The 21,741-nt window shown below is 50.8% G+C and carries 21 protein-coding genes; all 21 read right to left on the bottom strand.

All coding sequences use genetic code 11. The features are described 5' to 3' along the window. Position 1: 1 nt before the first annotated feature. Complete coding sequence (rplV, locus tag ACIDEJ_RS14615; RefSeq protein ID WP_411988803.1) at positions 2 to 334, bottom strand: 50S ribosomal protein L22; 333 nt, start codon at positions 332 to 334, stop codon at positions 2 to 4. Between the two features lie 15 nt (positions 335 to 349). After that, positions 350 to 628 carry a 30S ribosomal protein S19 gene (gene rpsS / locus ACIDEJ_RS14610; RefSeq protein ID WP_011758338.1) on the bottom strand — a complete coding sequence of 93 codons (279 nt, stop codon included), beginning with the start codon at positions 626 to 628 and terminating at the stop codon, positions 350 to 352. Positions 629 to 643: 15 nt separating this feature from the next. Next, positions 644 to 1,468, bottom strand: a complete 825-nt coding sequence (rplB, locus tag ACIDEJ_RS14605; RefSeq protein ID WP_411988802.1) for a 50S ribosomal protein L2 — start codon at positions 1,466 to 1,468, stop codon at positions 644 to 646. A 16-nt stretch (positions 1,469 to 1,484) separates the two neighbouring features. Further along, positions 1,485 to 1,787 (bottom strand): 50S ribosomal protein L23, encoded by a 303-nt coding sequence (gene rplW, locus ACIDEJ_RS14600; protein ID WP_411988801.1) that lies wholly within the window; start codon positions 1,785 to 1,787, stop codon positions 1,485 to 1,487. After that, entirely contained in the window at positions 1,784 to 2,389 is a 606-nt protein-coding gene (rplD, locus tag ACIDEJ_RS14595; RefSeq protein ID WP_411988800.1) for a 50S ribosomal protein L4, read from the bottom strand. Before rplD ends, rplW begins: the two co-directional genes overlap by 4 nt. Before the next feature lie 17 nt (positions 2,390 to 2,406). Then, positions 2,407 to 3,045 (bottom strand): 50S ribosomal protein L3, encoded by a 639-nt coding sequence (gene rplC / locus ACIDEJ_RS14590; protein WP_411988799.1) that lies wholly within the window; start codon positions 3,043 to 3,045, stop codon positions 2,407 to 2,409. 27 nt (positions 3,046 to 3,072) lie between these two features. Beyond that, positions 3,073 to 3,384 carry a 30S ribosomal protein S10 gene (gene rpsJ, locus ACIDEJ_RS14585; protein ID WP_133040234.1) on the bottom strand — a complete coding sequence of 104 codons (312 nt, stop codon included), beginning with the start codon at positions 3,382 to 3,384 and terminating at the stop codon, positions 3,073 to 3,075. 282 nt (positions 3,385 to 3,666) lie between these two features. Then, positions 3,667 to 3,825, bottom strand: coding sequence for a hypothetical protein (locus ACIDEJ_RS14580; protein ID WP_411988798.1), 159 nt, complete (start codon positions 3,823 to 3,825; stop codon positions 3,667 to 3,669). 14 nt (positions 3,826 to 3,839) lie between these two features. After that, positions 3,840 to 5,024 (bottom strand): elongation factor Tu, encoded by a 1,185-nt coding sequence (gene tuf, locus ACIDEJ_RS14575; protein ID WP_411988797.1) that lies wholly within the window; start codon positions 5,022 to 5,024, stop codon positions 3,840 to 3,842. A gap of 77 nt (positions 5,025 to 5,101) precedes the next feature. Further along, entirely contained in the window at positions 5,102 to 7,198 is a 2,097-nt protein-coding gene (gene fusA / locus ACIDEJ_RS14570; protein WP_411988796.1) for an elongation factor G, read from the bottom strand. Between the two features lie 75 nt (positions 7,199 to 7,273). Beyond that, on the bottom strand, positions 7,274 to 7,744 hold the full coding sequence (gene rpsG, locus ACIDEJ_RS14565; protein ID WP_212595101.1) for a 30S ribosomal protein S7: 471 nt from the start codon (positions 7,742 to 7,744) through the stop codon (positions 7,274 to 7,276). A gap of 79 nt (positions 7,745 to 7,823) precedes the next feature. Beyond that, positions 7,824 to 8,198, bottom strand: a complete 375-nt coding sequence (gene rpsL, locus ACIDEJ_RS14560) for a 30S ribosomal protein S12 (protein WP_133040231.1) — start codon at positions 8,196 to 8,198, stop codon at positions 7,824 to 7,826. 177 nt (positions 8,199 to 8,375) lie between these two features. After that, positions 8,376 to 12,587, bottom strand: coding sequence for a DNA-directed RNA polymerase subunit beta' (gene rpoC, locus ACIDEJ_RS14555; RefSeq protein WP_411988795.1), 4,212 nt, complete (start codon positions 12,585 to 12,587; stop codon positions 8,376 to 8,378). A gap of 83 nt (positions 12,588 to 12,670) precedes the next feature. Further along, positions 12,671 to 16,702, bottom strand: a complete 4,032-nt coding sequence (rpoB, locus tag ACIDEJ_RS14550; protein WP_411988794.1) for a DNA-directed RNA polymerase subunit beta — start codon at positions 16,700 to 16,702, stop codon at positions 12,671 to 12,673. A gap of 241 nt (positions 16,703 to 16,943) precedes the next feature. Further along, complete coding sequence (gene rplL, locus ACIDEJ_RS14545) at positions 16,944 to 17,315, bottom strand: 50S ribosomal protein L7/L12 (protein ID WP_411988793.1); 372 nt, start codon at positions 17,313 to 17,315, stop codon at positions 16,944 to 16,946. Positions 17,316 to 17,369: 54 nt separating this feature from the next. Then, complete coding sequence (gene rplJ / locus ACIDEJ_RS14540) at positions 17,370 to 17,870, bottom strand: 50S ribosomal protein L10 (RefSeq protein ID WP_411988792.1); 501 nt, start codon at positions 17,868 to 17,870, stop codon at positions 17,370 to 17,372. A 251-nt stretch (positions 17,871 to 18,121) separates the two neighbouring features. Continuing rightward, entirely contained in the window at positions 18,122 to 18,829 is a 708-nt protein-coding gene (rplA, locus tag ACIDEJ_RS14535; protein ID WP_411988791.1) for a 50S ribosomal protein L1, read from the bottom strand. Between the two features lie 4 nt (positions 18,830 to 18,833). Continuing rightward, positions 18,834 to 19,262, bottom strand: coding sequence for a 50S ribosomal protein L11 (rplK, locus tag ACIDEJ_RS14530; RefSeq protein ID WP_411988790.1), 429 nt, complete (start codon positions 19,260 to 19,262; stop codon positions 18,834 to 18,836). A gap of 121 nt (positions 19,263 to 19,383) precedes the next feature. Next, a complete protein-coding gene (nusG, locus tag ACIDEJ_RS14525) occupies positions 19,384 to 19,935 on the bottom strand; it encodes a transcription termination/antitermination protein NusG (protein ID WP_411988789.1) in 552 nt (183 codons plus the stop codon). Positions 19,936 to 19,943: 8 nt separating this feature from the next. After that, on the bottom strand, positions 19,944 to 20,315 hold the full coding sequence (secE, locus tag ACIDEJ_RS14520) for a preprotein translocase subunit SecE (RefSeq protein WP_411988788.1): 372 nt from the start codon (positions 20,313 to 20,315) through the stop codon (positions 19,944 to 19,946). Between the two features lie 242 nt (positions 20,316 to 20,557). Continuing rightward, a partial coding sequence (tuf, locus tag ACIDEJ_RS14515; protein ID WP_411988787.1) for an elongation factor Tu occupies positions 20,558 to 21,741 on the bottom strand: 1,184 nt, incomplete at its 5' end.

The raw sequence follows: 21,741 nt of genomic DNA, 5'->3' as shown, positions 1-21,741 counted from the left end.
CCTAGCGGTCTGATACAACCACAGTAATGTGGCTGGTACGCTTTATGATACGATCAGCGCGGCCTTTGGCACGTGGCATGATGCGTTTCATCATTGGACCTTCATCAACGAATACCTTACCGACTTTCAATTCATCGATATCGGCGCCTTCGTTGTGCTCGGCGTTAGCAATGGCAGAATCCAGTACTTTCTTGACCAGTACGGCAGCTTTCTTAGGGCTGAAGGTCAGAATTTCCAGCGCTTTTGCCACTGGCAAACCGCGGATCTGATCTGCAACCAAGCGAGCTTTCTGAGGCGACGTACGGGCAAAGCGATGTTTAGCTAAAACTTCCATCTTATTCCTCCCGTATTAACGCTTCTTCGCTTTCTTATCTGCAGCATGGCCGCGATAAGTGCGAGTTGGTGAGAATTCACCAAGTTTGTGGCCGATCATTTCGTCAGTTACGAACACTGGTACGTGCTGACGACCATTATGGACAGCGATGGTCAACCCAATCATTTGTGGGATGATCATAGAGCGGCGAGACCAAGTTTTGATTGGCTTCTTGTCGCCCGCTTCCACCGCTTTCTCTACCTTCTTCAGCAAGTGCAGGTCGATAAATGGACCTTTCTTGAGAGAACGTGGCATGGCGAATCCTCTTAATTACTTGTTACGACGACGTACAATGTACTTGTCAGTGCGTTTATTGTTACGAGTCTTATAACCCTTGGTTGGTACGCCCCATGGTGATACTGGATGACGACCACCAGAAGAACGACCTTCACCACCACCGTGTGGGTGGTCAACAGGGTTCATTGCAACACCGCGTACTGTAGGTCGTACGCCCAGCCAGCGTTTGGCACCAGCTTTACCCAGCTGACGCAGCATGTGTTCTGCATTGCCAACTTCACCCAGTGTTGCGCGACATTCTACAGGCACTTTGCGCATTTCGCCGGAGCGTAAACGCAAGGTGGCATAAGCGCCGTCACGAGCAACTACCTGAGCATAAGCACCGGCGGAACGTGCAATCTGAGCGCCTTTACCAGGCTTCATTTCGATTGCATGCACTACGCTACCTACTGGGATGTTGACCAGTGGCAAAGCGTTACCGGCCTTGATGTCTGCATCAGCGCCAGAAACAACTTTATCGCCAACCTGCATGCCTTTGGCAGCCAGGATGTAACGACGTTCACCGTCTGCATACAGTACCAGTGCGATATTCGCGGTACGGTTTGGATCGTATTCCAGACGCTCAACTTTACCGACGATACCGTCTTTGTTGCGTTTGAAGTCGATCAGACGATAGTGCTGCTTATGACCACCACCGATGTGACGAGTGGTGATACGACCAGTGTTGTTACGACCACCGGTTTTAGATTTCTTTGCCAGCAGACCAGCAAAAGGTTTGCCTTTGTGCAGGTCACTGTTAACAACCTTAACAACGCCACGACGGCCTGGAGAGGTTGGCTTACACTTAACAATTGCCATTTGAATTCTCCTTTGCTTACTCAGCGCCGCCGAGGAAATCGATATCAGCGCCCTCAGCCAGAGTTACATAGGCTTTTTTCCAGTCGCTGCGGCGGCCCATACGAGCACCGTGACGTTTGGTTTTGCCTTTGTTGACCAGAGTGCGAACACCTTCAACTTTGACTTCAAATAGTTTTTCTATGGCAGCTTTGATTTCTGCTTTAGTGGCACTCAGAGCTACACGGAAAACTACAGTGTTATTTTTCTCGGCCACAACAGTACTCTTTTCAGATACGTGCGGAGCCAAAATAACTTTCAGAATACGTTCTTCGCGGATCATGCCAGCATCTCCTCGATTTGCTTCACAGCATCAGCGGTGACAAGCACTTTGTCGAATGCGATCAGGCTTACTGGATCAATACCGGCTACATCACGAACGTCAACCTTGTACAGGTTGCGGGCAGCCAGGAACAGGTTTTCGTCAACTTCAGGAGTGACGATCAACACATCTTCCAGTTCCATTTCTTTCAGCTTGGCTTTCAGCTCTTTGGTTTTAGGAGCTTCAACACCGAATTTCTCAACCACGATCAAGCGTTCTTGACGTACCAGTTCAGACAGAATGCTTTTCAGCGCTCCGCGGTACATCTTTTTGTTAACCTTCTGACCATGATCCTGAGGCTTAGCAGCGAAAGTTACGCCACCACTACGCCAAATAGGGCTTTTCGCGTCGCCTGAACGGGCACGACCAGTGCCTTTCTGACGCCATGGTTTTTTAGCAGTGCCATGAACTTCAGCGCGGGTTTTCTGAGCACGAGTGCCCTGACGCGCGTTAGCGGCATACGCTACAACTACCTGATGAACCAGTGCTTCATTAAAGTCACGGCCGAAGGTAGTTTCGGAAACTTCAAGAGCGCTCTGCGCGTCTTTCAATACCAATTCCATTACTATCTCCTCAGACCTTAAGCTTTAACAGCAGGCTTGATGATCAGGTCGCCGTTGGTGGCGCCTGGAACAGCACCTTTGACCAGCAGCAGATTACGCTCAGCATCTACACGTACTACGTCCAGATTCTGAGTGGTCACGCGCTCGTCGCCCATGTGGCCTGACATTTTCTTGCCTTTGAATACACGACCTGGCGTCTGGTTCTGACCGATAGAACCGTTAGCGCGGTGTGACAAAGAGTTACCGTGAGTCATGTCCTGAGTACGGAAGTTCCAGCGTTTAACACCACCCTGGAAACCTTTACCTTTGGATTGACCGGTAACATCTACTTTCGCTACGTCAGCGAAGATTTCTACTTTAAGCTCAGCACCAACTTCAATGCCTTCGCCTTCACCATCTGCCAGACGCATTTCCCACAAACCACGACCGGCTTCAACGCCTGCCTTAGCAAAGTGGCCAGCTTCTGGTTTAGTGACGCGATTAGCTTTCTTGGTACCTGTAGTAACTTGAAGTGCGCGGTAACCATCGTTTTCCAGGGTTTTTACCTGGGTAACGCGGTTGGCTTCCACTTCAATTACAGTAACAGGGATAGACACGCCATCTTCGGTGAAGATGCGGGTCATACCCACTTTACGACCAATAAGACCGATAGCCATCTCTCAAACCTCTTCTAAGGATCTCAATTAACCCAAGCTAATCTGAACGTCGACACCGGCGGCCAGATCCAGACGCATCAGTGCGTCGACGGTCTTATCAGTAGGCTCAACGATATCAACCAAACGCTTGTGAGTACGGATTTCGTATTGGTCACGAGCATCTTTATTAACGTGCGGAGAGATCAAAACGGTATAACGCTCTTTGCGCGTTGGCAGTGGAATAGGACCACGTACCTGGGCGCCAGTACGTTTAGCAGTTTCAACGATTTCCGCAGTGGACTGATCGATCAAACGATGATCAAACCCTTTTAAGCGGATACGGATTCTTTGGTTCTGCATTGACCAGAGCTCCTAAAATGGACACATAAAAAATCACCCTCTAGCCATTTCCTCTTAGGGAAAGACAGAGCGAGATGATTTAACCGTTCGACTCCCAATCGGAGTCGTTTTTTTGAGTAATTTAAGGTCAACAGACCAAACTACTTAACGCCTAAGCAATTAAGCGAGCGGCCATTATACTCATCCACAGCGGGATTTCAAGGCCGTTGGCGAAGTAATCGACAGACTTTTCTGTCAAAAATTGCGCTGTAGTATACCGATATTTTTGCAGATAGCCAGTATTTATTCACTACGGAGACTGGGCAGGCGCGCCCATTTGGCAACAATAGCGATAACGAATTGATTTACAGGAGTAATGTATTTAAAACTGGAAGGGAGAATTAAAGGCTGAGCGGCATTAGCATTGAAAACAAAAAAGGAAGCCGAAGCTTCCTTTTTCATCAATCTTTCGCTGATTAGGCGATGATTTTCGCTACCACGCCGGCGCCTACTGTGCGGCCACCTTCACGGATCGCAAAACGCAGACCTTCATCCATCGCGATTGGGCAGATCAAGCTTACTACCATCTTGATGTTGTCGCCTGGCATTACCATTTCTACGCCTTCTGGCAGTTCGATGGTACCGGTTACGTCAGTTGTACGGAAGTAGAACTGTGGACGGTAGCCTTTGAAGAATGGAGTGTGACGACCACCTTCATCTTTGCTCAGGACGTATACTTCTGATTCGAACTTGGTGTGTGGAGTGATGGTGCCTGGTTTTGCCAGTACCTGACCACGTTCAACTTCGTCACGTTTGGTACCACGCAGCAGTACACCCACGTTTTCGCCTGCACGACCTTCGTCAAGCAGCTTGCGGAACATTTCAACACCTGTACAGGTGGTCTTGGTGGTGTCGTGGATACCCACGATTTCCACTTCGTCACCTACACGGATGATACCGCGTTCTACACGACCTGTTACTACTGTACCACGACCGGAGATTGAGAATACGTCTTCGATTGGCAGCAGGAATGGATGGTCGATGTCACGTACGGGTTCTGGGATGTATGAATCCAGCGCTTCGGCCAGTTCAACGATCTTCGCTTCCCACTCTGGTTCACCTTCCAGCGCTTTCAGGGCTGAACCCTGGATTACTGGCAGGTCATCGCCTGGGAAGTCGTATTCTGACAGCAGTTCACGCACTTCCATTTCTACCAGTTCCAGCAGCTCTTCATCATCTACCATGTCACATTTGTTCATGAATACGATGATGTAAGGTACGCCTACCTGACGTGACAGCAGGATGTGTTCACGAGTCTGTGGCATTGGGCCGTCGGTAGCGGCTACTACCAGGATGGCGCCGTCCATCTGCGCAGCACCGGTGATCATGTTTTTAACATAGTCAGCGTGCCCTGGGCAGTCTACGTGGGCGTAGTGGCGAGTTGGCGTGTCGTACTCTACGTGAGAGGTGTTGATGGTAATACCACGTTCACGCTCTTCCGGTGCGTTGTCGATTGACGCAAAGTCTTTTGCTTCACCGCCGTAAGTTTTGGCCAACACGTTTGTGATAGCTGCAGTCAGAGTGGTTTTACCATGGTCCACGTGGCCAATGGTACCCACGTTTACGTGGGGTTTACTACGTTCAAATTTAGCTTTAGACACGATATATTCCTTTGTTTCAAATGTGTCAGGCGCGGCCTGACGCAATCAATCAAAATAACAGTTATGCCGTTCCTAAATCAGGTACGAGCTTCGATAACTGCCTTAGCAACATTTTGCGGCGCTTCAGCATACTTCAGGAACTCCATGGAGTAGGAAGCGCGCCCTTGCGTGGCCGAACGCAAATCTGTTGCATAACCAAACATTTCAGCCAATGGCACTACAGCACGGATCAGTTTAATGCCGGCAACCCCATCGTCCATGCCTTCTATCAGGCCTCGACGGCGGTTAAGATCGCCAACCACATCACCCATGTAATCTTCTGGTGTAGTGACTTCAACCTTCATGCAAGGCTCGAGCAACACAGGGTTTGCCAGTAGCGCGCCCTTCTTGAAGCCCATAGAACCTGCAACCTTGAACGCCATTTCGTTCGAGTCCACTTCATGGTACGAACCATCGAACAGCGTGACTTTCACATCCAAAACAGGAAATCCGGCCAGAACGCCATTTTTCATCTGTTCCTGGATACCTTTGTCAACGGCCGGGATGTATTCCTTGGGAACCACACCACCAACGATTGCATTGACAAATTGATAACCGGCACCTTCTTCAATAGGTTCCAGTTTCAACCAGACATGACCAAACTGTCCACGGCCACCCGATTGACGTACAAACTTACCTTCCACTTCCACCGCTTGGCGGATGGTTTCACGGTAAGCTACCTGAGGTTTACCCACGTTACATTCAACGCTGAACTCACGGCGCATACGGTCAATGATAATGTCCAGGTGCAATTCACCCATCCCTGAGATCAGAGTCTGACCTGACTCTTCATCGGTTTCAACCCGGAATGATGGGTCTTCCATTGCCAGCTTTTGCAAGGCAATGCCCATTTTTTCCTGGTCAGCTTTCGAACGGGGTTCGACAGCGATAGTAATAACTGGATCGGGAAACTCCATGCGTTCCAGAATCACTTTATGATCCGGATCACAGAGTGTGTCTCCAGTGGTCACTTCTTTCAGGCCGATAGCCGCCGCAATATCACCGGCACGAACCTCTTTGATCTCTTTACGATCATTGGCATGCATCTGCACGATACGGCCAATGCGTTCGCGTTTTTCCTTGACACTGTTATAAACGGCTGCGCCGGATTCCAGCACCCCGGAGTACACGCGAATAAAGGTCAGAGTGCCAACAAAGGGGTCGGTCGCGATTTTGAATGCCAATGCCGCAAAGGGGGCCTTGTCATCGGAAACACGCTCTACCTCGTTGTCATGCTCATCAAGCCCTTTAATGGGAGGTACATCATTAGGTGCAGGCAAGTATTCAATAACAGCATCAAGCACTGCCTGTACGCCTTTGTTTTTAAAGGCACTACCGCAGGTTGCCAGTACAATCTCATTGTTGATAGTGCGCTGGCGCAACGCTTGTTTGATCTCTGCTTCGGAGAGGTCGCCCTCTTCGAGATATTTGTCCATCAGCTCTTCGGAAGCTTCTGCAGCACTTTCCAACAGATACTCACGCATCTCGGTGGCTTTGGCCAGCAGGTTTTCCGGGATGTCTTCATGGGTATAAGTCATCCCCTGATCCGCTTCATTCCAGTTGATGGCCTTCATTTTGATAAGGTCAATCACCCCGGAGAAGTTCTCTTCAGCACCGATATTCAGCTGAATTGGGACACAGGTAGCGCCGAGACGGGTACGGATCTGTTTGACCACGCGGTCAAAATCCGCCCCTGCACGGTCCATCTTGTTGACAAATACCAGACGGGGAACGTGATATTTATCTGCCTGACGCCATACGGTTTCAGACTGGGGCTCCACACCAGAAGCTCCACAAAATACCACGACAGCGCCATCCAGCACGCGCAACGAACGCTCTACTTCAATGGTAAAATCAACGTGACCTGGGGTATCAATGATATTGACGCGATGCATATCAAACTGAGCATCCATACCACGCCAGAAAGTGGTCACTGCCGCCGAAGTAATGGTGATGCCGCGTTCCTGTTCCTGGACCATCCAGTCAGTCGTCGCTGCGCCATCATGCACTTCGCCAATCTTGTGTGACAGACCGGTGTAGAACAGAATGCGTTCAGTTGTGGTTGTTTTGCCAGCATCAACGTGAGCACAAATACCGATGTTGCGATAACGCTCAATAGGAGTTGTACGAGCCACGATTATACCCTCTCTACCGGAACCGGAGTCCCGGTGTTGCCAGAGAATGCGCGGAACAAAATTCCGCGCACGATATTACCAACGGTAATGAGCAAAGGCTTTGTTGGCTTCTGCCATGCGATGCACGTCTTCGCGCTTCTTAACGGCAGCACCTTTGTTTTCGGATGCGTCCAGCATTTCACCGGCCAGACGCAGAGCCATAGATTTTTCACCACGCTTACGTGCAGCTTCAACCAACCAGCGCATCGCCAGTGCGTTACGACGTACTGGGCGAACTTCACATGGTACCTGGTAAGTAGAACCACCTACACGACGAGATTTAACTTCGACGGCTGGGCGGACGTTATCCAGGGCTGCTTCCAGAAGTACCAGATGGTCTTCGCCTTTTTTCTCAGCGATTACATCCAGTGCTTTGTAGATAATTTTTTCGGCAGTTGATTTTTTGCCGTCTTGCATAATGACGTTGATGAACTTCGCCAGCAACTCACTATTGAATTTTGGATCGGGCAGAATTTTACGCTGACCGACTACGCGACGTCTTGGCATGATATGACTCCGTATGCTTCAGGTTTTTCCAAAACCATAAAATGATTAAAAAAGCTTGGCCTTACTTAACGGAATACCATTAAGACTTAGGACGCTTGGCTCCGTACTTAGAACGACCCTGACGACGAGCGCTGATACCAGCACAGTCCAGAGCGCCACGTACAGTGTGGTAACGCACACCAGGCAAGTCTTTAACACGACCACCACGGATCAGAATTACGCTGTGTTCCTGCAGGTTGTGGCCTTCGCCGCCGATATATGAAGTCACTTCAAAACCGTTGGTCAAACGCACACGTGCGACTTTACGCAGTGCAGAGTTTGGTTTTTTTGGTGTAGTGGTGTACACACGGGTACAAACACCACGTTTTTGTGGGCACGCATTCAGCGCGGGTACCGCAGTCTTTTCGACTTTGGGTGCGCGAGGCTTACGTACCAACTGGTTTACAGTTGCCATGTATAGCTCCAATTTAGTTGATTAACTCAACGTATGGGTGTGAAAAATCTATATCCCACAAGAGTGGGACGCGAAATTTTAGAAAGGTCGGGCTCAGCTGTCAAGAAATAGCCAACCATGTACGACATTTCATCAAAAAAGGCGCCCTGAGGCGCCTTTTTGTCTCGGTTTTTTCGATTATTCCTGTGAACCTGCAAGATTCAACAAATCGGCCAGGTTTTGCTCGGCTTCGCTGGCACTGATACCAGGCGCTTCCTGAGCAACATCGCCTTTTGTTTGCACTCGGCTCTTGTGGTAAGCGTAACCGGTACCGGCCGGGATCAAGCGACCAACGATGACGTTTTCCTTCAAGCCACGCAGATCGTCCTTCTTGCCACCCACGGCGGCTTCTGTCAGCACGCGTGTGGTTTCCTGGAACGATGCAGCAGAAATAAAGGATTCTGTTGCCAAAGATGCTTTGGTAATACCCAACAATTCCCGTTCGAACTTGGCTGGACGTTTGCCTTCGGCTTCCAGTTCACGGTTAATGATTTTAACCCGTGAAACTTCCGCTTGTTCGCCCACCAACAGATCAGAATCGCCTGCCTCAGTGATGATGCATTTACGCAGCATCTGACGGATGATGACTTCGATATGCTTATCGTTGATCTTCACCCCTTGCAAACGATATACGTCCTGAACTTCGTTGACGATATAGTTGGCAACGTTACGAATGCCGCGCAGACGCAGAATGTCGTGAGCCGCTTCTGGACCGTCGGCGATAACTTCACCGCGTTCGACTTTTTCACCTTCGAACACGTTCAGGTTACGCCATTTAGGGATCATCTCTTCGTATGCGTCACCACCATCGGCCGGCGTGATCACCAGACGACGCTTGCCTTTGGTTTCCTTACCGAAGGAGATGGTACCCGTGATTTCAGCCAGAATGGCCGGTTCTTTAGGCTTACGCGCTTCGAACAGGTCGGCAACACGTGGCAGACCACCGGTAATGTCACGGGTTTTGGATGATTCCTGTGGAATACGCGCCAGCGCGTCACCCACGTTGATTTTGGCGTTGTCATCCAAGCTTACAATCGCATGACCCGGCAGGAAGTACTGTGCAGGCACTTCGGTACCAGGAATGGTCAGCTCTTGCCCATGATCGTCTACCAGACGCACGGCAGGACGCATGTCTTTACCGGCGGATGGACGCTGTACCACATCCATCACCACAATGGAGGACAGACCGGTCAGTTCGTCGGTTTGACGCTGAATGGTCACGCCATCAATCATGTCAACGAACTGCACGTAACCCTGCACTTCGGTAATGATTGGGTGAGTATGCGGATCCCAGTTGGCAATAATCTGCCCGGGCTCAATGGCGGCACCTTCATGTTTTTCCAGTACCGTACCATAAGGCACTTTGTAGCGTTCTTTCTCACGACCCAGCTCATCCACGATGGCCAGTTCGGAAGAACGGGAAACGATAACCAGTTTACCTTCGGTGTTCACAACGTGTTTGGCGTTGTGCAGTTTCAAGGTACCGGCATTTTTGGTCTGGATGTTGTTTTCTGCAGAAGCCCTGGATGCAGCACCACCGATGTGGAAGGTACGCATGGTCAGCTGTGTACCGGGTTCACCGATTGACTGGGCAGCAACAACCCCGATGGCTTCACCCTGGTTGATGATATGACCACGGGCCAAATCACGGCCATAACAGTGGGCACACACACCAAAGTCGGTATCACAGGTGATAACGGAGCGCACTTTCACTTCGTCCACGCTGGCTTCTTCCAGCTTGCGACACCAGGCTTCGTCCAGCAGGGTGTTACGTGGCGCCAGAACGTCTTCTGTGCCCGGATAGTAAACATCTTCTGCAACCACACGACCCAGTACCCGCTCACGCAATGGTTCAACCACGTCACCGCCTTCAATCAGCGGTTTCATGACCAAGCCTTCGTGGGTGCCGCAATCGTCTTCAATCACGACCAGATCCTGTGCCACGTCAACCAGACGACGGGTCAGATAACCGGAGTTTGCCGTTTTCAGTGCGGTATCCGCCAGACCTTTACGAGCACCGTGGGTGGAGATGAAGTACTGCAGTACGTTCAGACCTTCACGGAAGTTCGCCACGATGGGCGTTTCGATGATGGAGCCATCAGGCTTGGCCATCAGGCCACGCATACCCGCCAACTGACGGATCTGGGCGGCACTACCACGCGCACCGGAGTCGGCCATCATGTAAATGCTGTTAAAGGATGACTGTTCTTCCTCTTCGCCGTTACGGTTAATAACCGTTTCGGTGGACAGGTTTTTCATCATCGCTTTGGACACTTTTTCGTTACAGCTGGCCCAGATGTCGATGACCTTGTTGTAACGTTCACCGGCAGTCACCAGACCAGACTGGAACTGCTCCTGGATTTCCAGCACTTCAGCTTCGGCATCGGCAACCAGCTTGGCTTTTTCATGTGGGATCTGCATGTCGTTGATGCCCACGGAAGAACCGGAAATGGTCGCGTAACGGTAACCGGTATACATCAGCTGGTCAGCAAAGATAACGGTATCTTTCAGGCCCAGACGGCGATAACACAGGTTCAGCAGCTTGGCGATCTGCTTTTTACCCATGTTCTGGTTAACCACTTCAAATGGCAGCCCTGCTGGCAGGATGGTTGACAGCAAGGAGCGGCCCACAGTGGTATCCACAATGCGGCGTACAGGCTTTTTCTCACCGTTTTCATCAATCAGGGTTTCGGTAATGCGCACTTTCACCCGGGCATGCAGTTCAGCCACACCGGTGCGGTAAGCTTTTTCCGCTTCAGCCACATCACGGAACGCCATCCCTTCACCGCGGCCATTCACGCGCTCACGGCTCATGTAGTAAAGGCCCAATACCACGTCCTGTGAAGGTACGATAATGGGTTCACCGTTGGCAGGCGACAGGATGTTGTTGGTAGACATCATCAGCGCGCGGGCTTCCAGCTGGGCTTCCAGTGTCAGCGGTACGTGTACCGCCATCTGGTCACCGTCGAAGTCGGCGTTGAATGCGGTACATACCAGCGGGTGCAGGCGGATTGCCTTACCTTCAATCAGTACGGGTTCAAACGCCTGGATACCCAAGCGGTGCAGTGTTGGTGCACGGTTGAGCATGACCGGATGTTCACGGATAACTTCATCCAGTACGTCCCATACTTCCGGTACTTCACGCTCTACCATCTTCTTGGCAGCTTTGATGGTGGTGGCCAGGCCACGAGCTTCCAGCTTGCCATAGATGAAAGGCTTGAACAGTTCCAGTGCCATTTTCTTTGGCAGACCGCACTGGTGCAAACGCAGGGTTGGGCCCACAGTAATAACTGAACGGCCGGAGTAGTCCACACGTTTACCCAGCAGGTTCTGACGGAAACGGCCCTGCTTACCCTTGATCATGTCAGCCAGGGATTTCAGCGGGCGCTTGTTGGAGCCGGTAATGGCACGGCCACGACGGCCGTTATCCAGCAGCGCATCCACAGATTCCTGCAGCATGCGTTTTTCGTTGCGGACGATGATATCCGGCGCTGCCAGATCCAACAGACGTTTCAGACGGTTGTTACGGTTGATCACCCGGCGGTACAAGTCGTTCAAATCCGAGGTGGCAAAACGGCCACCGTCCAGTGGTACCAATGGACGCAGATCCGGTGGCAACACAGGCAGTACTTTCAGGATCATCCACTCCGGCTTGTTGCCGGAAGTGTAGAAGGCTTCCATCAGTTTCAGACGCTTGGTCACTTTCTTGCGACGGGTTTCTGAATTGATGGATGGCAGCTCTTCACGCATTTCGCCGATTTCTTTTTCAAGATCGATGGCTTTCAGCAGTTCCAATACCGCTTCGGCACCCATCTTGGCTTCGAATTCGTCACCGTATTCTTCCAGGGCATCCAGGTAGTTTTCTTCGGTCAGCATCTGACCGCGCTCAAGGCTGGTCATGCCAGGCTCAATCACGACGAAAGATTCAAAATACAGAACCCGTTCGATGTCGCGCAGGGTCATGTCCAGCATCAAGCCGATACGGCTTGGCAGGGACTTGAGGAACCAGATGTGGGCAACAGGGGAAGCCAGTTCAATATGACCCATACGTTCACGACGCACTTTGGTCTGGGTGACTTCCACGCCACATTTTTCACAGATCACACCGCGATGCTTCAAACGTTTGTATTTACCACACAAACATTCGTAATCTTTTACCGGGCCAAAAATACGGGCACAGAACAGACCTTCACGCTCAGGCTTAAAGGTGCGGTAGTTGATAGTTTCTGGCTTTTTCACTTCGCCATACGACCAGGAACGGATCAAGTCAGGCGATGCGAGGCCAATCTTGATGCCTTCGAACTCTTCGGTCTTACTTTGCTGTTTCAGAAACTTTAATAAGTCTTTCACGTTTCTCTCCTGAAGGAGTTAAACCGGGTACCCCGCGATGCTGCGGGGCACCAATTTCTAGCCAAACACAGTCGTACTGCGCCTTACTCTTGATCCAGCTCGATATTGATACCGAGAGAACGGATCTCCTTCAGCAATACGTTGAAGGATTCAGGCATGCCTGGTTGCATCTGGTGGTTGCCATCAACGATGTTCTTGTACATCTGGGTACGACCGTTGACGTCATCAGACTTCACTGTGAGCATTTCCTGCAGCGTATAAGCAGCGCCATACGCTTCCAGGGCCCACACTTCCATCTCACCGAAACGCTGACCACCGAACTGGGCTTTACCCCCCAGCGGCTGCTGGGTAACCAGGCTGTAAGAACCGGTAGAACGCGCATGCATTTTATCGTCTACCAAGTGGTTCAATTTCAGCATGTACATGTAGCCCACGGTTACCGGACGTTCGAATGCGTTACCAGTAAGACCATCAAACAGGGTTCTCTGACCGGAAGTTGGCAAGCCTGCCAGCTCCAGCATGTCTTTGATTTCCCGTTCTTCAGCGCCGTCAAATGCAGGTGTGGCAGTTGGCAGACCCAGCTTCAGGTGGCTGGCCAGACGCATCACTTCATCATCGCTAAAGGAGTCGATATCCACTTTCTGCTGGATACCGTCACCCAAGGCGTAAACCTTCTTGATGTAATCGCGCAGCTCTGCCACTTCGCGCTGTTCTTCCAACATGGTATTGATGCGGTTACCAATACCCTTGGCAGCAGCACCCAAGTGCACTTCCAGTACCTGACCGATGTTCATACGTGAAGGTACGCCCAGTGGGTTCAGTACGATGTCCATGGGCACGCCATGTTCGTCGTATGGCATATCTTCGATAGGACAGATCTTGGAGACCACACCCTTGTTACCGTGACGACCCGCCATTTTGTCACCAGGCTGGATGGTACGTTTAACCGCCAGGTAAACCTTGACGATTTTCAGTACGCCCGGCGCCAAATCATCACCCTGGGTGATTTTGCGGCGTTTGATTTCGAATTTCTTGTCGAAGTCGGCTTTCAGGGCTTCGTGCTGTTCAGCCAGCTGTTCCAGCTCGGTTTGCTTGGCTTCGTCATCAATCACCTGTACCAGCAAATCCTTGCGTGGCAGTTCGGCCAATTTGGCTTCGCTGACGCCGGCATTCAGCAACAGGTTGTAGGCACGGCTCAATACGCCTTCTTCAAGGATCTTGAACTCTTCGGTCAGGTCCTTGCGGGCCTGAGCAATGTGCATTTCTTCGATTTCGATAGCACGTTTGTCTTTTTCGACCCCATCACGGGTGAACACCTGCACGTCGATGACGGTCCCTTTAACGGAATTGGGCACACGCAGTGAGCTGTCTTTCACGTCAGAGGCTTTTTCACCGAAAATCGCCCGCAGCAGTTTTTCTTCCGGCGTCAGCTGGGTTTCACCCTTAGGTGTCACTTTACCCACCAGAATGTCGCCGCCTTTGACTTCAGCACCAATGTAAACGATACCGGACTCATCCAGTTTGGAGAGTGCGGATTCGCCTACGTTTGGAATGTCGGCGGTGATTTCTTCGCTGCCCAGTTTGGTATCACGGGCAATACAGGACAGTTCCTGAATGTGAATGGTGGTAAAGCGGTCTTGCTGTGCCACACGTTCAGAGATCAGGATGGAGTCTTCATAGTTGTAACCGTTCCAGGTCATGAACGCGACGCGCATGTTCTGGCCCAGTGCCAGTTCACCCAAGTCGGTTGACGGACCGTCAGCCAGTACATCACCACGGGTCACCGGTTCACCCAAATGGCAGCATGGGCGTTGGTTGATGCAGGTGTTCTGGTTGGAGCGGGTATATTTGGTCAGGTTGTAAATGTCGATGCCCGCTTCCCCAGGAAGCAGCTCTTCTTCATTCACTTTAATCACGATGCGGCTGGCATCAACGTAATCCACCACACCACCACGCTTGGCGGCAACAACCACACCGGAGTCCACGGCCAGGGTACGTTCAATACCGGTACCTACCAGTGGTTTTTCAGACAGCAATGTAGGCACGGCCTGACGCTGCATGTTCGCACCCATCAAGGCACGGTTCGCGTCATCGTGTTCCAAGAATGGGATCAAGGATGCAGCAACAGAGATGATCTGCTGTGGCGATACGTCCATATACTGGATATCTGACACGCGCATGAAGGTGGATTCGCCTTTATGACGGCAAGCCACCTGCTCGTTCAGAATGCGGCCATCTTCATCCAGGTCGATGTTTGCCTGCGCAACCACATAACGACCTTCTTCAATGGCGGACAGGTATTCCACTTCGTCGGTTACCACGCCATCCACCACTTTACGGTATGGGGTTTCCAGGAAACCGTAAGCGTTGGTACGGGCAAAGGTGGACAATGAGTTGATCAGACCGATGTTTGGACCTTCAGGGGTCTCAATCGGGCACAAACGACCATAGTGGGTTGGGTGTACGTCACGTACTTCAAAGCCGGCACGTTCACGGGTCAAACCACCGGGGCCAAGGGCTGAAATACGGCGTTTATGGGTAACTTCAGACAACGGGTTGTTCTGATCCATAAACTGTGACAGCTGTGAAGAACCGAAAAATTCTTTCACGGCAGCAGAGATAGGCTTGGCGTTGATCAGATCCTGTGGCATCAGTTCGTTCAAATCGCCCAAAGACAGACGTTCACGCACTGCGCGCTCAACCCGCACCAGACCTACACGGAACTGGTTTTCAGCCATTTCGCCCACGCTGCGGATACGACGGTTGCCCAAGTGGTCAATGTCATCCACATCATCAAAACCGTTACGGATTTCAATGATTTTTTTCATGACCGCAACGATGTCACCCTTGCTCAGAATGCCGGAGCCTTCGTTCTCGTCGATATCCAGACGACGGTTGAACTTCATACGACCCACTTTGGACAGGTCATAACGTTCTTCACTGAAGAACAGGTTCTGGAACAGGGCTTCTGCCGCATCCTTGGTTGGTGGCTCGCCAGGACGCATCATGCGATAGATTTCGACCAGCGCTTCCATCCGGTTGGTGGTGGAGTCAATGCGCAGGGTATCTGACATGTATGCACCGTGATCCAGCTCGTTCACGTACAGAGTGCTGATGTCCTTGATGCCGGCCTGAGACAGGTTGGCCAGGGCTTCCAGTGTCAGTTCATCGTTGGCAGCCAGCAATACTTCGCCAGTATCCGGGTCGATGTAATCTTGTGCGGCCAATTTGCCCACAATGTAATCAACCGGGACTTCCAGTTCGGTGGTATTGGTTTTTTCCAGCTGTTTGATGTGGCGGGCAGTGATACGACGACCCTTTTCCACCAACAGGTTGCCGGCAGAATCCTTGATGTCGTAACTGGCGGTTTCGCCACGCAGGCGTTCCGGTACCAGTTTCATTTCCAGCGCATCGTGCTTGATGCTGAAATCCACGCGATCAAAGAAGGTATCCAGAACTTCCTGGGTAGACATGTCCAATGCGCGCAGCAAAATGGTGGCAGGCAGCTTGCGGCGACGGTCAATACGGACAAACAGCGCATCTTTCGGATCAAACTCGAAATCCAGCCATGAGCCACGGTAAGGAATGATACGCGCGTTATACAGCACTTTACCGGAAGAGTGGGTCTTGCCGCGGTCGTGGTCGAAGAACACGCCTGGGCTACGGTGCAACTGGGATACAATCACACGTTCGGTACCATTGATCACAAAGGTACCGTTTTCAGTCATCAGGGGGATATCCCCCATGTAGACTTCTTGTTCTTTAATGTCTTTAACAGTACCGGCGGCGGCTTCACGATCAAACAGCACCAGGCGCAATTTAACGCGCAACGGGGCGGAGAAGGTAACACCGCGGATTTGACATTCTTTTACATCGAATACAGGTTCGCCCAGCTTGTAGCTGACATACTGCAGTTCGGAATTACCAGAAAAGCTCTTAATCGGGAAAACGCTGCGGAAAGCGGCTTCTAAGCCACGCTCACCGGTGGGATCTTGATCGGTGAACTTCTTGAATGAATCTAACTGAATCGCCAACAAGTAAGGGATGTCCAGTACCTGAGGACGCTTACCGAAGTTTTTGCGAATACGCTTCTTTTCAGAATAGGAGTAAACCATGGGTTTCCTCTGTTTGCGAGATGTGACCAAGACTGAACCAACTCTGAGGTTAATCCAGCACGTTTGCCCATCACCGATTGCTACAAGAACCTAACCAATAATCACTGCTAGGAACTGCATTTTACGAATGATTTCACGGTGAAAAAATCATCGGCGCCTACAGCGCAAAAAAGGCCGACGGTCAAAAAACCGCCAGCCTACATCCGGGCATTACACCCGAATGGTAGTAAGTTCAGTTAACTTACTTGATCTCTACAGTAGCGCCAGCTGCTTCAAGATCAGCTTTCAGAGCTTCAGCTTCTTCTTTAGAGATAGCTTCTTTAACTGCTACAGGTGCAGATTCAGCCATTGCTTTGGCTTCTTTCAGACCCAGACCAGTTGCGCCACGAACAGCCTTAATTACGGCTACTTTGTTGTCGCCGTGAGAAGTCATAACCACGTCGAACTCGGTCTTTTCTTCAGCAGCAGCAGCGCCTTCACCGGCACCACCGGCAACAACGGCAGCAGCGGCAGAAACGCCGAACTTTTCTTCCATTGCTTCGATCAGTTCAACAACTTCCATTACAGACATTTCTGCAAAGGCTTCAAGGATTTGGTCTTTAGTGATAGACATAAGAAATATTTCCTATTGTTCTGAATTCAATTCGTTTAAGCAGCAAACCTGTAATTAGGCCGCTTCTTGTTTTTGATCGCGCAGCGCGGCCAGGGTACGAACAAACTTGCCAGCAGATGCTTCTTTCAGAGTCATCATCAACTGAGCCAGTGCTTCTTCGTAAGTCGGCAGTTTTGCCAAACGATCAATGTCAGCTGCGGGGATGAATTCCCCTTCAAAAGCTGCACCCTTCACTTCAAATAATGCTTGCTCTTTCGCGAAGTCTTTTAACAGACGAGCGGCAGCACCTGGGTGCTCGTTAGAGAAAGCAATCAAAGTTGGGCCAGTGAATACTTCGCCAAGGCACTCAAAAGAGGTACCTTCTACAGCGCGACGAGCCAGAGTGTTACGTACAACACGCAAAAACACACCGTTGTCACGAGCAGCTTTACGCAAAGCAGTCATGGCGCCTACAGTCACACCGCGAGAATCCGCGACAACTGCAGACAGTGCACCTTTGGCAGCTTCGTTGACTTCAGCAACAATCGCTTTTTTGTCTTCGAGTCTTAATGCCATTGGGCTTTACTCCTGGATTCTACCCGGGGAAATTCCCCAGTATTTACCTTACTGAACAGTTTCCCATTCAGTGACTTACGGTGCAGATAATCCAGCAGAACAAATCTATCTGGGGCCTGACACCGTCTACGCAGGAAATTAAGTTTCTCAATTACCTAAGAGACACCTGCGGTCTTGGACGGAAACCCGGAAAACCGGGTTCCAACCCACAAAGTGCGCGCATTATAGGCTAATGCACGCATTTTGTAAAATTAAGCAGCGGTAGTTGTATCCAGAGTGTTCTGGTCAACAGCCACACCCGCACCCATGGTGGTAGATACGGTGATTTTCTTGATGAACACGCCTTTGGCTGCAGCAGGCTTGGCCTTTTTCAGCGCAATCAGCAGTGCTTCAAGGTTTTCTTTCAGCTTCACAGGTTCAAAGTCAGCTTTACCGATAGTGGTATGGATAATACCGTTCTTATCGTTACGATAGCGAACCTGACCGGCTTTGGCGTTCTTAACCGCTTCAGCAACGTTAGGCGTCACTGTACCGGTTTTAGGGTTAGGCATCAGGCCGCGGGGGCCCAGGATCTGACCTAACTGACCTACTACGCGCATCGCATCTGGAGAAGCGATAACCACGTCGAAGTTCATTTCACCTGCTTTTACCTGGGCAGCCAGCTCTTCCATGCCTACCAGTTCAGCACCGGCAGCTTTGGCGGCTTCAACGTTAGCACCCTGGGTAAATACAGCAACGCGAACGTCACGACCAGTACCGTGAGGCAGTACGATAGCACCACGTACGTTCTGGTCTGATTTACGAGGATCAACGCCCAAGTTTACGGCAACGTCCACACTTTCAACGAATTTGGCAGTGGCCAGCTCTTGCAGCAGTGCCAGTGCTTCATTGATTTCGTATGCTTTGGTAGCTTCCACTTTTTCGCGGATAACGCGCATGCGCTTAGTCAACTTTGCCATTGTATTAGTCCTCTACTACCAAACCCATGGAACGAGCAGTACCTTCGATTGAGCGAGTCATCGCTTCAATGTCAGCACCAGTCATATCGGCAGCTTTAGTTTCAGCAATTTCCTGAACCTGAGCGCGCTTGATAGTACCCACTTTCTGAGTATTAGGACGACCTGAACCTGATTTCAGGCCAGCAGCTTTCTTCAGCAAGAAAGAAGCTGGAGGAGTCTTGGTTTCGAAAGTGAATGAACGGTCATTGTAGACAGTGATGATCACTGGAATCGGCATGCCTTTTTCGAACTTTTCAGTACGAGCGTTAAATGCCTTACAGAATTCCATGATATTCACACCTTTCTGACCCAAAGCTGGACCAACTGGTGGTGAAGGGTTGGCAGCACCGGCTGCTACCTGGAGCTTAATATAAGCTTCAATTTTCTTAGCCATCTGAATTTCCTCAGTGTGGGTTCAAACGCCCGAGCGACATGCGCAGGCTCCCCGAAAACAACGGGTGCGGATTATATAAAAATCCACACCCGTTGCCAAACGGATTTTGTTGTAAATTTAATCAGCTTTTCTCAACCTGATTAAAATCAAGTTCCACCGGAGTGGAACGGCCGAAGATCATCACAGAGACTTTTACGCGGCTCTTGTCATAATCCACTTCTTCAACGGTGCCGTTGAAGTCGGCAAACGGCCCATCAATCACGCGAACCACTTCACCGGGCTCGTACATGACGCGATGGGTCGGAGAATCGGTAGTTTCCTGCAAGCGACGCAGAATGGCGTCAGCCTCTTTGTCGGAGATGGGAGCTGGGCGATCGGATGTACCACCAATAAAGCCCATTACCCGGGGAATGCTTTTTACCAAGTGCCAGGATTCATCGTTCATTTCCATTTGCACTAACACATAACCCGGGAAGAACTTGCGTTCGCTTTTGCGACGCTGGCCGCCACGCATTTCCACCACTTCTTCGGTAGGCACCAGTACTTCACCGAAGTACTTTTCCATGCCATGCATCTTGATATATTCGATCAGAGACTTGCAGACCCGGCCTTCATAACCAGAAAAAGCCTGAACGACATACCACCTTTTTTTAGCTTCATTCGCTTCTGTCATGAGAAAGCCTATATGCCAGTAATAAGGTTGACAATTTTTAGTAGAGCCGCATCCAGGCCCCACAGGATAATGGCTAACACCCCAGTTGCTACCAGTACGATAAAGGTAGTATTCAGCGCTTCCTGACGGGATGGCCACACCACTTTACGGACTTCGATTTGGGATTCTTTGGCAAACGCCAGTGCCTGCTTACCCTTAATTGTTTGCAATGCTACAAAGCCGGCAATGGCAAACAGCACGATCACGCCGAGAGCTCTTACCACTACGCTGGCATCGCTGTAATAGTGGTTGCCGACAATGGCAACTGCCAGCAGCACAATAGTGATCACCCACTTAAGAATATCCAGAGAGTTACCCTGGTTTTCGGTATTTGTTGTCATCGGTTCATTCCGTTACTCATTGCGACCCGAGCAGAAGGGCCTGTCAGAATTCACTAAGCCCTGTTAGGCCCTCAAGATCATCATCTGAGAACCGCCTTTTTAGGCTCAAAAAATCGGCCATAGATTGTATGCTTTATCCCTTATCCGATCAAGGCGCTGGGGCTTGCATCTTGCAAAATCCATGGGGGGCAACAAAACAAAAAAGGAAGCCGAAGCTTCCTTTTTCATCAATCTTTCGCTGATTAGGCGATGATTTTCGCTACCACGCCGGCGCCTACTGTGCGGCCACCTTCACGGATCGCAAAACGCAGACCTTCATCCATCGCGATTGGGCAGATCAAGCTTACTACCATCTTGATGTTGTCGCCTGGCATTACCATTTCTACGCCTTCTGGCAGTTCGATGGTACCGGTTACGTCAGTTGTACGGAAGTAGAACTGTGGACGGTAGCCTTTGAAGAATGGAGTGTGACGACCACCTTCATCTTTGCTCAGGACGTATACTTCTGATTCGAACTTGGTGTGTGGAGTGATGGTGCCTGGTTTTGCCAGTACCTGACCACGTTCAACTTCGTCACGTTTGGTACCACGCAGCAGTACACCCACGTTTTCGCCTGCACGACCTTCGTCAAGCAGCTTGCGGAACATTTCAACACCTGTACAGGTGGTCTTGGTGGTGTCGTGGATACCCACGATTTCCACTTCGTCACCTACACGGATGATACCGCGTTCTACACGACCTGTTACTACTGTACCACGACCGGAGATTGAGAATACGTCTTCGATTGGCAGCAGGAATGGATGGTCGATGTCACGTACGGGTTCTGGGATGTATGAATCCAGCGCTTCGGCCAGTTCAACGATCTTCGCTTCCCACTCTGGTTCACCTTCCAGCGCTTTCAGGGCTGAACCCTGGATTACTGGCAGGTCATCGCCTGGGAAGTCGTATTCTGACAGCAGTTCACGCACTTCCATTTCTACCAGTTCCAGCAGCTCTTCATCATCTACCATGTCACATTTGTTCATGAATACGATGATGTAAGGTACGCCTACCTGACGTGACAGCAGGATGTGTTCACGAGTCTGTGGCATTGGGCCGTCGGTAGCGGCTACTACCAGGATGGCGCCGTCCATCTGCGCAGCACCGGTGATCATGTTTTTAACATAGTCAGCGTGCCCTGGGCAGTCTACGTGGGCGTAGTGGCGAGTTGGCGTGTCGTACTCTACGTGAGAGGTGTTGATGGTAATACCACGTTCACGCTCTTCCGGTGCGTTGTCGATTGACGCAAAGTCTTTTGCTTCACCGCCGTAAGTTTTGGCCAACACGTTTGTGATAGCTGCAGTCAGAGTGGTTTTACCATGGTCCACGTGGCCAATGGTACCCACGTTTACGTGGGGTTTACTACGTTCAAATTTAGCTTTAGACA

Source organism: Shewanella mytili (assembly GCF_046765975.1).
GTDB lineage: Bacteria > Pseudomonadota > Gammaproteobacteria > Enterobacterales > Shewanellaceae > Shewanella > Shewanella mytili.
Note: the sequence above shows the minus strand (reverse complement) of the source record. Positions and strands in the feature narration are given on the sequence as shown.

Bases quoted from the DNA above. Each gene is read 5' to 3' on its own strand.
- rplV (WP_411988803.1), bottom strand. From the start codon at position 334: ATGGAAGTTTTAGCTAAACATCGCTTTGCCCGTACGTCGCCTCAGAAA.
- rpsS (WP_011758338.1), bottom strand. From the start codon at position 628: ATGCCACGTTCTCTCAAGAAAGGTCCATTTATCGACCTGCACTTGCTG.
- rplB (WP_411988802.1), bottom strand. From the start codon at position 1,468: ATGGCAATTGTTAAGTGTAAGCCAACCTCTCCAGGCCGTCGTGGCGTT.
- rplW (WP_411988801.1), bottom strand. From the start codon at position 1,787: ATGATCCGCGAAGAACGTATTCTGAAAGTTATTTTGGCTCCGCACGTA.
- rplD (WP_411988800.1), bottom strand. From the start codon at position 2,389: ATGGAATTGGTATTGAAAGACGCGCAGAGCGCTCTTGAAGTTTCCGAA.
- rplC (WP_411988799.1), bottom strand. From the start codon at position 3,045: ATGGCTATCGGTCTTATTGGTCGTAAAGTGGGTATGACCCGCATCTTC.
- rpsJ (WP_133040234.1), bottom strand. From the start codon at position 3,384: ATGCAGAACCAAAGAATCCGTATCCGCTTAAAAGGGTTTGATCATCGT.
- ACIDEJ_RS14580 (WP_411988798.1), bottom strand. From the start codon at position 3,825: ATGAAAAAGGAAGCTTCGGCTTCCTTTTTTGTTTTCAATGCTAATGCC.
- rpsG (WP_212595101.1), bottom strand. From the start codon at position 7,744: ATGCCAAGACGTCGCGTAGTCGGTCAGCGTAAAATTCTGCCCGATCCA.
- rpsL (WP_133040231.1), bottom strand. From the start codon at position 8,198: ATGGCAACTGTAAACCAGTTGGTACGTAAGCCTCGCGCACCCAAAGTC.
- rpoB (WP_411988794.1), bottom strand. From the start codon at position 16,702: ATGGTTTACTCCTATTCTGAAAAGAAGCGTATTCGCAAAAACTTCGGT.
- rplL (WP_411988793.1), bottom strand. From the start codon at position 17,315: ATGTCTATCACTAAAGACCAAATCCTTGAAGCCTTTGCAGAAATGTCT.
- rplJ (WP_411988792.1), bottom strand. From the start codon at position 17,870: ATGGCATTAAGACTCGAAGACAAAAAAGCGATTGTTGCTGAAGTCAAC.
- rplA (WP_411988791.1), bottom strand. From the start codon at position 18,829: ATGGCAAAGTTGACTAAGCGCATGCGCGTTATCCGCGAAAAAGTGGAA.
- rplK (WP_411988790.1), bottom strand. From the start codon at position 19,262: ATGGCTAAGAAAATTGAAGCTTATATTAAGCTCCAGGTAGCAGCCGGT.
- nusG (WP_411988789.1), bottom strand. From the start codon at position 19,935: ATGACAGAAGCGAATGAAGCTAAAAAAAGGTGGTATGTCGTTCAGGCT.
- secE (WP_411988788.1), bottom strand. From the start codon at position 20,315: ATGACAACAAATACCGAAAACCAGGGTAACTCTCTGGATATTCTTAAG.